Annotated in this window: 12 protein-coding genes; 7 read left to right on the top strand and 5 right to left on the bottom strand. The window is 64.5% G+C overall.

Translation table 11 applies throughout. From position 1 onward, the window contains the following. Nucleotides 1–31: 31 nt before the first annotated feature. From M2343_RS10695 to M2343_RS10685, 3 genes are all read right to left on the bottom strand, one after another. Complete coding sequence (locus M2343_RS10695; RefSeq protein WP_264576625.1) at nt 32–850, bottom strand: hypothetical protein; 819 nt, start codon at nt 848–850, stop codon at nt 32–34. Continuing rightward, nucleotides 850–3,465 (bottom strand): TonB-dependent receptor, encoded by a 2,616-nt coding sequence (locus tag M2343_RS10690; RefSeq protein ID WP_264576624.1) that lies wholly within the window; start codon nt 3,463–3,465, stop codon nt 850–852. The genes M2343_RS10695 and M2343_RS10690 overlap by 1 nt, the downstream gene beginning before the upstream one ends. Before the next feature lie 199 nt (nt 3,466–3,664). Beyond that, nucleotides 3,665–4,399, bottom strand: coding sequence for a BPL-N domain-containing protein (locus M2343_RS10685; protein ID WP_264576623.1), 735 nt, complete (start codon nt 4,397–4,399; stop codon nt 3,665–3,667). 417 nt (nt 4,400–4,816) lie between these two features. On the opposite strand from M2343_RS10685, the gene thrS reads away from it, so the two are divergent. The 6 genes from thrS to M2343_RS10655 all read left to right on the top strand — a co-directional run bounded on the left by thrS (nt 4,817) and on the right by M2343_RS10655 (nt 11,271). After that, complete coding sequence (gene thrS, locus M2343_RS10680; RefSeq protein WP_264576622.1) at nt 4,817–6,817, top strand: threonine--tRNA ligase; 2,001 nt, start codon at nt 4,817–4,819, stop codon at nt 6,815–6,817. Between the two features lie 46 nt (nt 6,818–6,863). Then, nucleotides 6,864–7,307 (top strand): acetyltransferase, encoded by a 444-nt coding sequence (locus M2343_RS10675; RefSeq protein WP_264576621.1) that lies wholly within the window; start codon nt 6,864–6,866, stop codon nt 7,305–7,307. Between the two features lie 224 nt (nt 7,308–7,531). Further along, complete coding sequence (gene infC, locus M2343_RS10670; protein WP_181558636.1) at nt 7,532–8,068, top strand: translation initiation factor IF-3; 537 nt, start codon at nt 7,532–7,534, stop codon at nt 8,066–8,068. 124 nt (nt 8,069–8,192) lie between these two features. After that, a complete protein-coding gene (cysS, locus tag M2343_RS10665) occupies nt 8,193–9,668 on the top strand; it encodes a cysteine--tRNA ligase (protein WP_264576620.1) in 1,476 nt (491 codons plus the stop codon). Further along, nucleotides 9,658–10,623, top strand: coding sequence for an NAD(P)-dependent oxidoreductase (locus M2343_RS10660; protein WP_264576619.1), 966 nt, complete (start codon nt 9,658–9,660; stop codon nt 10,621–10,623). Before cysS ends, M2343_RS10660 begins: the two co-directional genes overlap by 11 nt. Before the next feature lie 9 nt (nt 10,624–10,632). Beyond that, the gene (locus M2343_RS10655; protein WP_264576618.1) at nt 10,633–11,271 is read left to right on the top strand and encodes a YoaK family protein; all 639 of its coding nucleotides are present in this window, start codon (nt 10,633–10,635) and stop codon (nt 11,269–11,271) included. A 59-nt stretch (nt 11,272–11,330) separates the two neighbouring features. Here M2343_RS10655 and M2343_RS10650 read toward each other — a convergent pair whose 3' ends face one another. Next, nucleotides 11,331–13,037, bottom strand: a complete 1,707-nt coding sequence (locus M2343_RS10650; RefSeq protein WP_413716049.1) for a flotillin family protein — start codon at nt 13,035–13,037, stop codon at nt 11,331–11,333. Nucleotides 13,038–13,073: 36 nt separating this feature from the next. After that, nucleotides 13,074–13,694: a YqiJ family protein gene (locus tag M2343_RS10645; protein ID WP_264576616.1), complete on the bottom strand. Its 621-nt coding sequence runs from the start codon at nt 13,692–13,694 to the stop codon at nt 13,074–13,076. Between the two features lie 449 nt (nt 13,695–14,143). On the opposite strand from M2343_RS10645, the gene M2343_RS10640 reads away from it, so the two are divergent. Then, a complete protein-coding gene (locus tag M2343_RS10640) occupies nt 14,144–15,517 on the top strand; it encodes a class II 3-deoxy-7-phosphoheptulonate synthase (RefSeq protein WP_181558640.1) in 1,374 nt (457 codons plus the stop codon). Nucleotides 15,518–15,596: the final 79 nt, after the last annotated feature.

Raw genomic sequence — 15,596 nt, 5'->3', positions numbered from 1 at the left:
GACGGCTTTGCGAGGGGGCGCCGTCGCCGTCCTATTTCTGCAGCGGCGGCACGCGCATCTCCAGCATGGCGCGGGTTTTGCGGCTGATGCCCCAGAGGATGCCCGGCCGGTTCTCGTCCCAATCGATCGCCTGGCCTTCGGCCTCCATGGGCACGGTGGCGATATGGTCCAGCGTGGCGCCACCCTTGGGTAACTGCGTCACGTAGAGCTCGGGATTGTCATGGCCGGAGAGCCACAGCCGTCCGTCGGGGCCGAAACCGCCGCCCGAGATGCTCATCGGCGCGATCCGCTCGAGGATCGTGGCGGGCAGCGCCCAGCTTTGCGTGCGGCGCCAGTCCGTATCGAACTGGACGAGGGTGGTGTGACGGTGGTCGCGCGGTGCCTCGCCGCCCTTGCCGTCATAATTGGCGAACATCCCCCACCAGTGCCCGTCATGCCAGTCGACCCAGGTCAGCGAGCCCGTACCAAGGCCGAGCGAGACAGTGCGCTTGTGGGCGAGGGTGACGGGATCGAAGATCTCGACCGAGCTGGCCTGTGGCACGGCGGGGAAGTTGGAGGCCGCGCACACGAGCTCGGCCTTGATGAGCGCGCAGCTGTTGATGTGCGGATAGCGCGCCGGCTCGCCGGTCCAGATCGCGCGCCGCGCGCCGGTCTTGCGATCGTAGCGCGCGATGGTCCAGTTGGCCACGGCATAGACATCGTTCGGGCCGACCGCCACGCCCTGCCGGGCTTCCTCGGCAGGAATGCGGCGCAGCGTCTCGGCCGGCTGGCCCTGGGGCGGGGCGGCAGCGGGTGTCCCCGCCGCCGCCGCGGCGGCGGCACTGGCCGCCAGAGCGAGAAGCAGGCCCATCAGAAATTCGCCGCCACGCCGAACCAGAAGGTTCGGCCATATTCGGCGGATTCCTGCAGGTAGGTGCGCCCGGGCCCGACCAGCTCGCGCCGGCCCTGATTGTTGAGGTTCTGCCCCTCGGCATACAGCGTGATATTGGAGGTGACGCGATAGCTGATATTGGCATCCAGCGTGCCACGGCTCTTCCAATATTGGTCGGCATTGGGGATGGTGTCGTTGATCGTCTCCAGGAAGCCGCCGATATAGTTGTAAGACAGGCGCCCCTCGAACTTGCCTTTCTGATAGTAGACCGAGGCGTTCCACACCGTGTCCGGCTGGAGGTACAGCCCGGTGACGCGCGGCCCGGCGGTCGTGAGGAAGGTGAAGCGCGTATCGAGGAAGGTCGCGTTGGCGCTCACGCCCAGTCCGTCGAACGGATCGGGCAGGAAGGTCAGTGCCTGCTGAAGGTTCAGCTCCAGCCCCTTGATGGTCGCCGATTCGGCATTGCGGGGTTCGGAAACGAGCACGCTCTCCGGGCCTCGGCCGACATCGATCGTCTCCACATTGGAGAGGGTGAAGATCTCGTTCCGGATCTTCTTGTGGAAGAGTGCGGCGGAGATCACGCCATCCTTCGGGTAGAACTCGAAGGAGAGATCGAAGCCCCGGCTCTCGCGCGGCTTGAGGCCCGGATTGCCGCGGGAGAGCGTCGGCTGGCTGCCATCGAAGCTGAGCGTCTCGCTGGCCGCGATGGAGGAATAATCCGGCCGGCCGATGGTGTTGGTATAGGCGCCGCGCACCACGACGCGGTCGGTCACATCCCAGCGGATGTGCGCGCTGGGCAGCCAGTTGCCATAGCTGCCGTCCGTGGTGATCTGGGTGAGCGTGCTGCCGAGCGTGCGATAGGCATCCGAGGAGACTTCCGTGCGTTCATAGCGCAGGCCGCCCAGCAGCGTGACATTGCCGATCCGGGTGCTGCCCTGCACATAGCCGGCATAGACGTCCTCGTTGACCTTATAATCGCCCGCCTTCGAGGCGACGGTGGTGGTGAAGCGGCTCTGATTGGCCTGGTAGAAGGCCGGAAACGCGGCCGCATCGATGCGGATCGGAATGTAGAACTTGTCGCGGATCGCTTCACTCGGCCCGGCGGTCACCACCTTGTCGAGCGTGTAGGTGAAGCCGCTGGCGGCCTTATAGTCGGTCCGCTCGACTTCGTTCTTGCGGCTCGTCAGGCGCAGCACGGCACCGGTCTTGAGCTTGATGCCACCATCGATGCTGTCATCGCCATAAGTGAAGTTCAGGCGGAACTGGCCGCTCTTCTCCAGCGACTTCTCCAGATTGCTACGCTGTTGCTGCAGGTAGAAGTTCTGCGGGTTCACCGCGGCGGCGGCGTTGGCCGGCGTGAACACGGGGTAGAAGTCCGACGTGTCATAGCTGAAGGCATAGCGGGTCGCGTCGGCATCGCGGGTGCGGAACTCGATGCTCTCATTGGGCACGCGCATCCGCCCGAGCGAGAACACCGCGTCACCATCCAGCTTCCACTGCTCGCCGCCATCCCAGGCGAAGGCGGTGCGGCCGAGCGCGACCAGGCGCCGCGTGATCGGCTGGTTGAGCTGCACAATGATGCGCCCGCGCGCGAACTGGCCGCTGGTCTGCGTCTGGTTGGCGACGTTGCCGACCGGCTCCATGCGATATTCGATGCGTTCCTCATCGTCCTCGGTGCGAGCGACGACGCCGGACAGCTCCCAGCGGAACGTGTCGGAGGGGCGCCATTCGAGCTTGGCGTTGCCGCCGGTGCGCTGCTTGGTGTTGTTGTACCAGAAGAGGCGGTGCTGGGTCGGCACCTGGATGCCGTTACCGGTCGCCGCGCCGCTGTCCACCGGGGCGCCGGCGGCGGTATATTCGCGCACGGAGGGGCTGGCGACTTCGATCTGCGGAATGTCGTAATCGAGCTGCTCCTGGCTCGCGCCGATCACGATGCCCCATTCGTCGTCCGCGCCGAAGGTGGTGCCGGCGGCAAAGGCCAGCCGGTAGGAGGGCTTGCTGTTGCGCACCTCGCCATGCTGCTCATAAATGCCATAAGAGGCGATGCCGTTGAAGAACGGCCGGCCGGCATCGAAGGCGCTGCGGGTGGTGATGTTGATGATGCCGCCGACGGCATTGGCGTCATTCTCCGGCGTCACCGTCTTGATGACCTCGATCCGCCCCGCCATCACGGAGGGCACGATGTCCAGCGGCACCGTGCGCCCGCCCGAATCCACGCCCGCCACCAGCGCGCCGTCCACCGTCGTGCGGTTGTAGGTGGATTGCAGGCCACGCAGCACCGGGAAGCGCGGCTCGCCCTGATCCTCCTGGACGGACAGGCCCGGAATGCGCCGCAGCGCCGCCGCAGTATTATGGTCCGGCAGCTTGCCGATATCGTCGGCGGAGATCGCATCCATCACCGCAAACGCCTCACGCTTCTCCGCCGTCGCCTCATATTGCGCGCGGCGCTGGCCGGTGATGACAATCGTATCGCCATCCGCACCGGCCTCGCTCTCGGCCTCCGGCACGGGCGTGGATTGCGCGAGGGCAGGCGTGGCAAGCAGAATGGCCGAGCACAGCAAAGCGGCCCGGAAAGTCGGGTAAAGCGGTTTCATTGTGGTGAGTCCCCAAAAGCAGGTTTTGTTCTGGGGGCGGCAGATAGGGAGGCGTTGCGTCAGGGAGGTGACGGGGAGGTTTCAGGGTGATGACAGATCAATAACGGTGCGATGACAAAGGGCGCGGGGCGCATCACTCTTCCAGCCTCAGCGCTGATTGACTGGGGCGCATTTGCCGGAGAGGAGAAATGTGCCCGGTCTAATACGCAAATTCCTTGAGCAGCGCGTTCAGCACACGCGATTTGGGCATTTGGTGGAGCGGAATGCCGGCACTCTCGAACCAGCTCTTGTCCGCCTCAGGATGCGGACCGCTGAGGACGACCGTTCCCCGACCGAATGTGTAGGCTGCTGCGGCGACATCGCCATTGGCATAGAAGCCGAGAGGGCGGAAACCCGCTTCGCGGCTGCGGGGGAAATAGGGGCCGTCTTGAAAGAAGATAGTGTCGGATTGGCCGTCCCAGCGGACGGTAATCGCGGCGTCGTCGCTCGATGTGATCGGAAACCCCGGCCGCCCCACCTCGCCGTCAAGTTCGTCATCAATCAGGCCGATGTTGTTGGCGTCAGCAAGATATGCGCCCATGCAAATGCCCAGATAGCCGCCACCGCGCGACACGAAGTCGCGGATGGCGGCTATCCGCCGTGGTCCAAGAGCCTTGAGGGCCGCGCGAATGTCCTGCCCGCCGCCGGGCTGCACATAGATCGCATAATGGCGCAGGTTGGCAGACGTGACGTCGCGCGGTTCCTCAGGCCCGATGAAATCGACCTTGTATCGCGGATCGACCTGCTCGATCGCCTGTTTGGCGGTTTCCGAGCAATCGTCACATCCCGCAGCGCCGCGATAGACTGCGACATGGATCACCGGCTGTGCATGAGCGATCTCGCTGCACAAGGCGGCCATGCTGCACAGTATCACAAACCAGGCACGCAGCGTCATCACTCATCCTCTTCCGGCCTGCGGCATGGGGACGGCAAGAGCGCCATTCCCTTTGCGCCTTACGCCTATTAATCATCTGTCGGAGCGGCTCAACAACGGTTGGTTTGCGCTGCGATCAGGTACTTCCGATGCGGGTCGCGGTGCTGCCGTTGAAAGACGCACCGACTAGGTGACAAACCTCCGCGCTCCCCTTATGAAAGCCGCGATGCCTCGTCTGCGCTTCACAGCCGCGACCACGCCCACCACCCGGACTAGCACCGGGGTCGTCGGCACGCGCCTCATCGATTGAAGCGCGCAGGACCGAAGGCCCCATCCCAGCAGCGGATCGGGGCGGTCATGCGCATCCGGCCCGTTCCGCCTCTTCCCAAGTCTTCCGCACTTGCCTAAGCGGCAAGCCGCACAGCAGGAACCAGACCGATGACGCAACAGGTGACAATCACGCTCCCCGATGGCTCGCAGCGCGAGGTTGCGCACGGCACCACGCCGGCGGAGATCGCCGCCGCGATCGGCCCCGGCCTCGCCAAGGCGGCGCTGGCCGCGCGGGTGGATGGCGAGCTGGTCGACATCACCCGCCCGCTGGAGGCCGATGCGCAGCTTGCCCTCGTCACGGCCCGCGACGAGGCGGACGCGCTGGAGCTGGTCCGCCACGATTATGCGCACATCCTTGCCGAGGCGGTGCAGGCTTTGTTCCCCGGCACGCAGATCACCTTTGGCCCCTCCACGGACGATGGCTTCTATTATGACGTCGCGCCGCCGGCAGATCGCGGGCCGTTCACCGAGGAAGACCTGCCCGCCATCGAAGCGAAGATGCGCGAGATCATCGCTGCCGACAAGCCACTGCGCCGCGAGGTCTGGACCCGCGAGCAGCTGGTCGAGCGCTGGACGGGGCAGGGCGAGCGCTTCAAAGCCGAGTGGGCGGCCGAACTGCCCGGTGACGAGGATCTGACTGTCTACTGGTCCGGCAGCGACTGGCTGGACATGTGCCGCGGACCGCATCTCGCCTCCACCGGCAAGGTCGATCCGCAGGCGTTCAAGCTCACGCGCGTCTCCGGCGCTTATTGGCGCGGCGACCAGAAGAACGCGATGCTCTCGCGTATCTACGGCACCGGCTGGCTGAACAAGAAGCAGCTCGATGCGCACCTGCTCCGGTTGGAGGAAGCCGCCAAGCGCGATCACCGCAAGATCGGGCAGGAGATGGACCTGTTCCACCTCCAGCAGGAAGCGCATGGTAGCGTGTTCTGGCACCCGCAGGGCTTCGTCATCTGGCGCCAGCTCGAGGCCTATATGCGCCGCGCCATCGATGATGCGGGCTACAATGAAGTGAAGACCCCGCAGGTGATGGATGCGCGCCAGTGGGAGCAGTCCGGCCACTGGGGCAAATATCGCGAGAATATGTTCGTCATCCCGGACGAGGTGCCGAACGTCGAGGATGAAGGCCCGCTGGTGTCGAACGATGCGCAGTGGATGGCGCTCAAGCCGATGAACTGCCCGGCGCATGTTCTCATCTTCCGCCAGGGCATCAAGAGCTATCGCGATCTGCCGCTGCGCATCTATGAGAATGGCTGCTGCCATCGCAACGAGCCGCATGGCGCGCTCCACGGCCTGATGCGGGTGCGCCAGTTCACGCAGGACGATGCGCACATCTTCTGCCGCGAGGACCAGATCGTCGATGAAGTCCGCGCCTTCTGCGCGCTGGCCGACCGCATCTACAAGGACTTCGGCTTTACCTATTCGATCAAGCTCGCGCTGCGCCCGGAAAAGCGCTTCGGCTCGGACGAGATGTGGGATCTGGCGGAGACGGAATTGCGCAACGCCGTCATCGCGGCCGGCCTTGCGACGGACGAGTATGGCTGGGAGGAGCTGCCCGGCGAAGGCGCCTTCTATGCGCCCAAGCTGGAATGGCACCTGACCGACGCCATCGGCCGCACCTGGCAGGTCGGCACCATCCAGTCCGATCGCGTGCTGCCCGAGCGGCTGGATGCGAGCTATGTCGGCGAGGATGGCGGGCGCCATCGCCCGGTGATGCTCCACCGTGCGATCTTCGGCAGCTATGAGCGCTTCATTGGCATCCTCATCGAGCATTATGCCGGCAAATTCCCGCTGTGGCTGGCGCCGGTGCAGGCAGTGGTCGCGACCATCGTCTCGGATGCGGATGGCTATGCGAGCGAGGTGGTCGAGAAGCTGCGCGCCGCAGGCATCCGCGCCGAGACCGATCTGCGCAACGAGAAGATCAACTACAAGGTGCGCGAGCACAGCCTCGGGCGCGTGCCCAATCTGCTGGTCGTCGGCCGGCGCGAGGCAGAAGAGGGCACCGTCGCCCTGCGCCGTCTCGGCAGTGACGAGCATCAGAAGGTGCTGAGCGTGGATGAGGTCATCGCGCAACTGGTGGCGGAAGCCACGCCGCCGGATTTGGCCTAACCTTAGCCCCTCCCCTGAAGAGGAGGAGCTAGATGATGAGAAGCCGATGAGCATCCCCATCCGCAAGGCGACTCCGGCCGATCTGCCGCGCGCGCTGGCGATCTGGCGGGCAGCGGTCGATGCGACGCATGGCTTTCTCACGCCGGAGGACCGGGTTGAGATCGACCGGATGGTTGAACACGAGCATCTTCCCTCGGTCGACCTGTGGGTCGCGACGGATGCGGCCGGCACCGTCCAGGCCTTTCTCGGCATGGGGAAGGACGAGATCGATTCGCTGTTCGTCGATCCGGCCGTGCATGGTCAGGGCTATGGCAGCGCTCTTGTCGCGCACGCTCTCGCGCTGGTGCCCGGCGCAAAGGTGGACGCCAGCGAGCAGGCGCCTCAGGCCATCGCGTTTTACGAAGCGCGCGGCTTCGTGCGTACCGGGCGCTCGGAGACCGATCCGGCAGGGCGGCCCTATCCGCTCATTCATTTCCGCCATCCGGGCTGAGGGATGCCGCAACGCCGGGCCCGCTCATCATACCGCGTCGCTGATGATGGCCCTTGCCGTGAGCGGCTTGCGATCCTAAATGCACGGTGCACGCAACTGTGGCCTTCGCGCCGCAGTTCGCCTCGTGTCGCGCTACGGCCTCTTTCCGTTCTCATGGAAAACCGGTAAGGTGCGCATCTCGCATATGTGAATTGGCAACAGGAGAAACTGCTATACGTCCCCCGATGATGCGCCGCCCGATGGCGCCACAGCCCGCGAACGGCCCCCGCTACAATGAATTCATCAGTGTGCCCAAGGTGCGCGTCATTGATGAAGAGGGCGAAAATCTGGGCGTGATGTTCACGCGCGAGGCGATCGAGCAGGCAGCGGACGTCGGTCTGGACCTGGTAGAGGTCTCTCCCAATGCAGACCCGCCGGTCTGCAAGTTCCTGGACATCGGCAAGTATAAGTACGAGGCCCAGAAAAAGGCGAATATCGCCCGCAAGACCCAGAAGACGCAGGAGATCAAGGAGATCAAGATGCGTCCGAACATCGACGATCATGATTATGATACGAAGATGAAGAAGGTCGTCGATTTCATCGGCGAGGGCGACAAGGTCAAGGTCACGCTGCGCTTCCGCGGCCGCGAAATGGCGCACCAGCAGCTCGGTATGCAGCTGCTCCAGCGCGTCGCCGAGAACACGGCCGAGATCGCCAAGGTCGAATCCTATCCGCGCCTCGAAGGCCGGCAGATGCTCATGGTGCTCGCACCCAAGGGCTAAGATTTTCGGTCAGGGGGCGGTGCCTGCGCCGCCCTCGACCATTGCTATCGCTTTCCCCGTCAACGCATTCCGGCCTTTCGTGCCCTGTTGACCCGCGCGCTGGCTGCGCTCACATGGGCGCGCCATGATCCAAGCCCCGTCTCTCAAGCTCTTCAACAGTCTTACGCGCCAGCTCGAGCCGTTCGATCCCGTTCACCCCGGCGAGGCGCGGGTCTATAGCTGTGGGCCGACGGTCTATAATTATCCGCACATCGGCAACATGCGCGCTTATGTTTTCGCGGACACGCTCGGGCGGACGCTGAGTTTCAAGGGTTTCAAGCTCACCCACGTCATCAACATCACCGATGTCGGTCACCTCACCGACGATGGCGATGCCGGCGAGGACAAGATGGAGAGGATGGCCGCGCAGCAGGCGCAGTCGATCTGGGACATCGCCAAGCATTATACGCAAGCCTATTGGGCGGACGTGGCGGCGCTGAACATCCGCCAGCCCGCGCACTGGTCGATCGCGACCGATTTCGTCCCCCAAATGATCGAGTTCGCCAAAAGCATTGCCGACCAGCACTGCTATGAGCTGCCGACCGGCCTCTATTTCGATACCAGCACCGTTGCCGATTATGGCCGCCTTGCCCGCGCCGCGACGGACGAGGGCGAGAGCCGCATCGATCCGGTCGAGGGCAAGCGCCACGCCGCCGATTTCGCCATCTGGCGCAGGACGCCGCCGGGTGAGACGCGCCAGATGGAATGGGACTCTCCCTGGGGCAAGGGCGCACCGGGCTGGCATCTGGAATGCTCGGTGATGAGCCGCGCGCTGCTGGGGCTGCCTTTCGACATCCACACCGGCGGCATCGACCATCGCGAGATCCATCACCCCAATGAAATCGCCCAGAATCAGGCGATCCAGGGCTATGATGCCGATCACGGCCATCTCGATTGCGCGGCCCATTCCGGCGCACGGCTGTGGATGCACAATAATTTCCTGATCGACCGCACCGGCAAGATGAGCAAATCATCGGGCGAGTTCCTGCGGCTGCAATTGCTCATCGACCGGGGCTATCATCCGCTCGCCTATCGGATGATGTGCCTGCAGGCGCATTATCGCTCGGAGCTGGAGTTCAGCTGGGACAATCTCGGCGCGGCGCTGACCCGGCTCAAGCGGATGCTGATGAGCGCGGCGCCCCTGCGTGAGGTGGCTGCGGCCGACGCGGTGACGCACCCCAGGCTCACGCCCTTGCTGGAGCGCTTCGATGCCGCGATCAGCGATGATCTCAACACGCCGGTCGCACTTACCGTGCTGGATGAGGCGCTGGCGATGAAGAAGGTGCCGGCCGACGAGAAGCGCGCGCTGGTGGAGGCGATGGAGAGCGTGCTCGGCCTCGGGCTGTTCGCACTGGAGCGGGAAGCACTGCGCCTGCGTCCGAAGGCGGCTGCCATCGATGAAGGCGCGATCGCGGCGCTGATGGACCGGCGCAAGGCTGCGCGGGCCGACAAGGATTTCGCGGCCTCGGATGCGCTGCGCGACGAACTGCTCGCCGCCGGCGTCGAGGTCATGGACGGCGATCCGCTCGGCTGGGAATGGAGGCTCGATCATGGCGCATAAACCGCTCATCGTTCTGCCGGAAGCGCAGCGGGAGAGGCTGGAAGCCATGCTGGGCGCCGAGATCGCCGGGCGCGTGACGTTGCGCGGATTCTCTACGGCCGAAGAGGCAATGGCTCTGGCGCCGGAGGCGGAAATCGGCTGGTTCGACGAATTCGCCGGCAATGTCTACGCCAAGGGTCCGCGCGCGGCGGTGAACGCCAAGTGGATCCACACGGTGATCGTGGGCTTCGATGCGTTCCCGATCGCGGAGATGCGCGCGCGCGGCCAGATCTTCACCAATGGCGCTGGCCTGATGCCGGACGTGATTGCCGATTATGCCGTGATGGGCGCGCTGGTGCTGGCCAAGCGACTGGACGAGGTCGTGCGCGCCCATGACCGGCAAAACTGGCTGATGCGGCCGCCGGGCAATTTCGAGCTGCTCGGCGCGCGGGCGCTGGTGATCGGCTATGGCGCCATCGGCCGGGAGATCGGCACCCGCCTGCGCGCCTTTGGCGTTCAGGTGACCGGCGTGCGCCGCTCAGCGGACAGCGCCAATGCGGTGATCGGTCCGGATGACTGGCGCCCGCGCCTCGCGGAGTTCGATTTCGTCATCATCGCCGCGCCCAACACCAGCGAGACGCGGGCGATGATCGGCGCCCCGGAACTGGCCGCGATGAAGCCGGGGGCTCGCCTCATCAACATCGCGCGCGGCGATCTGATCGATCAGCCCGCACTCATCGCCTCGCTGGAGGCCGGGCATCTGGGCAGCGCTTTCCTCGATGTCGCGACGCCGGAACCCCTGCCGCCCGAACACCCGCTGTGGCGCGCGCCGAATGTGCTCGTCACCATGCATCTGGCGGGGCCGAGCCAGACCAGCGCCTTCCAGCGCGGCGCCGAGCGGTTCGCGCGGAACATCCGCCACTATCTGGCCGGCGAGCCCTTGGAGCATGTCGCCGATCTCAATCGGGATTATTAGGCGCGAGCGATGCTGAGGTCCGACGCCCGCCTGCTCAACCTCGCCATCGCGCTCTCCGCGCTGGCCGGTTTCGTGGACGCGCTGGGCTTCCTCACTGCGGGCGGCTTTTTCGTCTCGTTCATGAGCGGTAATTCGACGCGGTTGGCGGTGGGGATCAGCGAGGGCTCCAGCGCCGCGCTGACCGCCGCGGGCCTGATTGCCGGGTTCGTTATGGGCGTCGTGCTGGGCGGACTGGTGGGGCATCGCGCGGGCGCGCATCGCCGTCCGGCCGTGCTCGGCCTGGTGACGGCGCTGCTCCTAATGGCCGCGCTCGCCGCACCCTTTTCCCCCACTCTGGCACTGGCCGCCATGGTCATGGCCATGGGCGCCGAAAATGCCGCGCTCGCTGACAATGGCGAGGTGAAGGTGGGGCTCACCTACATGACCGGCGCGCTCGTCCGGTTGGGTCAGGCGCTCGCCAACCGCCTGACCGGCAAGGATGCGAGCCACTGGCGAGTCGATCTCGGCCTGTGGAGCGGGCTGATGACCGGCGCGATTGCCGGGGCTTTCGCTTATGCAAGGCTGGGCTCTTCAGCGCTATGGATTGCGGCGGGTGTCGGAATGATCCTGTGCGTTGCATCAACGAGGACCATCGTGCCGAGCCGCTAAGTGGCAGCAGGCTGCGGAGGCGGCATAGTCACGTCCCTCCACAGCCCGGTGCATCTGCGTTACAACTTTTCCGACCGCTCCTGCGCCTGGCTACCCTTCAGTCTCTTAGCGCTCTCGCCAGTATCGCTCCGCCCGTCGCGCGGGCTTGCCTCGTCTGCCATGCCTCCGGCGACAAGCCCGTCGAGCGAGCGTCCATCAAGCCCCAGTTCCTTCATCAGGCCGTCGAGAACCGGCGCTTGCGCTCGATAGGCGAGGGCCGCTGAGAGGGCGTCCTGCGCAAGGTTGCCCGATCCTCCTCCCGAGGGCGCTGCATTGGCGGGGCCAGCCGCTTTTTGCGTGAGGCCATCCACCTGAACGATCTTGATGGAGTCGATTGCCTCAAGCGGCTTGGCGCTTTCACGCACCAGGTCCGGCAGCACCTTGAGCAGCGCCAGCTTCGTCTGAAGACTGATCTGGCTGCTGGATAGGAGGTTTGCGGCTTCGTTGACAGCGCGCTGACCTGCTGCTTCGACTTCGAAGCGCACGCGGTCGGCCTCGGCTCTCAGCTTCGTCGCATCGGCCTCGCCCTCAGCTGCGCGTCGAATAGCCTCGGCGTGGTTCGTGGCCGCATCCTTTTCGGCTTCTGCCTGGACCTTCAGCTTGATCGCTTCGCGTTCCGCTGCTTTCGCCGCTTCAATCAGTTCGATGCGCTTGTCACGCTCGGCCACTTCCGTTTCGCGGCTGGTGATAACCTGTTCTTCGGCCGCTGCCGCTTTGGCGCGAGCGGCGTCAGCCTCGGCCTTTGCCTGGCTTTCTTCCCGGCTCTTGTTCTGAACGGCGATCTGCTGTTCCTGCCGGGCGATTTCTATGGCCTGGGCCTGTGCGATGCGGGCTTGTTCGATCGAGCGGTCAGCTTCGATCTGCTGCGAATCGATCAGCCGCTTGGCGTCGATCCGCGCGGCCTCCGCCTCCTGACTGCGCAGTGCCTGCTCCCGAGCGACTTCTGCCGCTTGCGCCGCACGCCGCATTTCGACCTCGCGTTCCTGCTCCAGCCGCGCGAACTCGTTATCGCGGCTGATCTGCAGACTGCGCTGATCGGCTTCGAGGTTCTTCGTCTCGATCTGGACCCGCGTGTCCATTTCGATATCGTTGCGCAGCTTCTTGCGCTGCTGGATCTGTTCGGTGAGCTTGGTCAGACCCTCCGCATCGAATGCGTTGTTGGCGTTGAAATGCTCGATGCTCGTTTGGTCCAGCCCCGTCAGTGAAACGGATTCCAGTTCCAGGCCATTCATCGCGAGATCCACAGATGAGACCTGTTGCACCTTCTGAACGAAGTCGGCGCGCTTTTCATGCAGTTCGTTCATGCTCATTCCGGCCGCAACAGACCGAAGCGCGTCGACAAACTTTCCTTCGACGAGATCTTTCAGAGCTTCCGGCTGCATCGTGCGCAGGCCAAGCGTCTGCGCAGCCATGGCTATTGCGCCTGCATCGGGGCGGACGCGGACATAGAATTCGGCCTTCACGTCAATCCGCAACCGGTCGAGCGTGATCAGCGCATCCATGTTCTTGCGCTCCACCGCGAGGCGGACCGTGTTCATATTGACCGGCATGGTTTCGTGCAGCACGGGCAGCACGAGCGCCCCGCCGTTCATGACCACCTTCTCTCCGCCAAATCCGGTTCGGACGAAGCCCACTTCCTTCGTGGCGCGCCGGTAAAGTCGCGCGATCGTAAAGCCGAAGATCAGGAGCAAGGCGAAGATCGCGCCTGCCCAGATTGCAATATCCATCAGGTCCAGTCCCTGCATTCCAGTCTCCCCTCGCCGTCAGATCGGCGCCAAACGTTTTTCCTCTAGGGCTACAGCGTAAAACCGCTCTCCTTCCCGGCGCACGAGGAGAACTTCGTCGCCTTCGCCCATTTCGGTGTCACTATGATGGGGCTCCACCATCACAAGGTGCATCTGACCATGATGATCAATGACCTGAGCGCGGGTTGGGCTTCCGCGGCTGGCGCGACCGGTGAGAATTTTCGCGCGGTGACCAAGGAGGGATTCGATCTCTACCGCCGTCGTCTCGTCGCCTGGCAGGATGCGCGAGAGCGGTCGCACGAGTGCTCCCGTCGCTGGTAGAGCTACAACCGAAGCAAGGAGGCCTGCCAGCCACGGGGCCAGTGCCTTGCCGAGGAAGGCGCCGGACAGGCTTTGTATACTCACGCCGATCGCCGCGAAAAGCAGCAGGAGCACCGCCAGCCAGATCATGAACGGCACGCGGCCCACACCGACCAGGCTCAACAGTCCATCGGCTGGGCTTCCGCTCGATTCCGCGTCCAGGTCGGTTTCCGTGCTGCTGAACAGGTCACCGAGTCCAAGCACCTGCAGGGCCGCGAGAAGAACCATCACGCCGAGCGATACCGCGAATGGCCAGTTATAGTCAGCCAGAAGGCTCATAATCCGCGCTGTCGATTTGACAGCCCCCCGTTCCCGATTCCCGAGTCCATTTCGCCTGATAGCGCCTATGAATCCAGCAAAACCGGACCTTCATCATACGATTTTTCTGAATGTTCCGGAGATTTCGACGCCATTTACTTCGAGAAACGGCCTAAATTCTCAACATTTCGCCGCGCGATTAGAGTGTCTCCGTTCACCATGTGTTTAATGTTTTTACGGACCTCCGGATCATGTTACGCGGCAGGCGCTCCGTTTGTTCACGGGAAAACTGGATCGATCTCCCAACTATGCGACCTGTGGATCTTACGTCACGACGCTGCTGCGCCCGCGCCTCCTCGCGCCTCTGATCCCCAACCGCCTTGCCTCAAAGCCCTCAAACGCGTAGGGGCTTGCCCCTTGTCCGCCACACCCCATGTTGTGGCGCGAACACGCTTGGAGTCTGGAATATCATGACGGCGAAATGGTCGCCCGCAAGCTGGCGGGATCATGAAGGGTTGCAAATGCCGATCTATCGCGATGCTGCGGCACTCGCGGCAGCCGAGGCGCAGCTTGGGACCTTTCCGCCGCTCGTCTTTGCAGGCGAGGCCCGCAACCTGACGGCCGATCTGGCCAAGGTCGCCAATGGCGAGGCGTTCCTGCTGCAGGGCGGGGACTGCGCCGAATCCTTCGCCGAGTTCCACCCGAATAACATCCGCGACACGTTCCGCGTGCTGCTGCAGATGGCGGTGGTGCTCACCTTTGCCAGCAAGCTGCCGGTGGTGAAGGTGGGTCGCATGGCCGGCCAGTTCGCCAAGCCGCGTTCGGCCGGGACCGAGACGATCGATGGCGTCGAGCTGCCGAGCTATCGTGGGGATAATGTGAACGACATCGCGTTCACGGCGGACGGCCGCGAGCCCGATCCGGCGCGCATGATCCGTTCCTACAATCAGTCGGCCGCCACGCTCAATCTGCTGCGCGCTTTCTCGACCGGCGGCTATGCCAGCCTCGACAAGGTGCATGGTTGGATGCTGGATTTCATGGGCCGCAGCCCCTGGGCCCAGAAGTTCAGCGAGATGGCCGATCGCATCGGCGAGGCGCTGGACTTCATGAAGGCCTGCGGTCTCTCGCCGGACACGGTGCCCCAGCTTGGCGGCACCAGCTTCTACACCAGCCACGAGGCGCTGCTGCTGCCTTATGAGCAGGCCCTGACCCGTCAGGATTCGCTCACCGGCCAGTGGTACGACACCAGCGCGCACATGCTGTGGATCGGCGACCGGACGCGCTTCGAGGGCTCTGCCCATGTCGAGTATCTGCGCGGCATCGGCAATCCCATCGGCATGAAGGTCGGGCCGAGCCTGCAGCCCGATGTGCTGCTGCGCCTGCTCGATGCGCTGAATCCGCGCCGCGAGGCAGGGCGCATCACGCTCATCACGCGCTATGGCCATGACAAGATCGAGGGCGCGCTGCCCCCGCTCGTGCGGGCGGTGATGCGTGAAGGGCATCCGGTGGTGTGGTCGTGCGATCCGATGCACGGCAATGTCATCAAGGCGGCCAATGGCTACAAGACTCGCCCGTTCGAGCGCATCCTCGCCGAGGTGCGCGGCTTCTTCGCCGTGCACCGCGCCGAGGGCAGCTTCGGCGGCGGCATCCATGCCGAGATGACCGGCCAGAACGTCACCGAATGCACCGGCGGCGCGATCGACATCACCGAGCAGAGCCTCGCGGATCGCTACCACACGCATTGCGACCCGCGCCTCAACGCGGCGCAGAGCCTGGAGCTGGCTTTCCTGCTGGCCGAAATGCTCAACGACGAGCTGGCCGAGCGGCGCAAGCAGGCCGCTTAACAATCGGAAGGGCCGTGGCGCGCGTCACGGCCCGTTCCCTAGATTGAAAAAGAACCGCTATCGAGCGATTGCGCGGGCT

The sequence above is a fragment of the Sphingobium sp. B8D3B genome, from assembly GCF_025961875.1.
Lineage (GTDB): Bacteria > Pseudomonadota > Alphaproteobacteria > Sphingomonadales > Sphingomonadaceae > Sphingobium.
The sequence above is the reverse complement of the archived record's forward strand: the minus strand, read 5'-3'. Positions and strand labels throughout refer to the sequence as shown.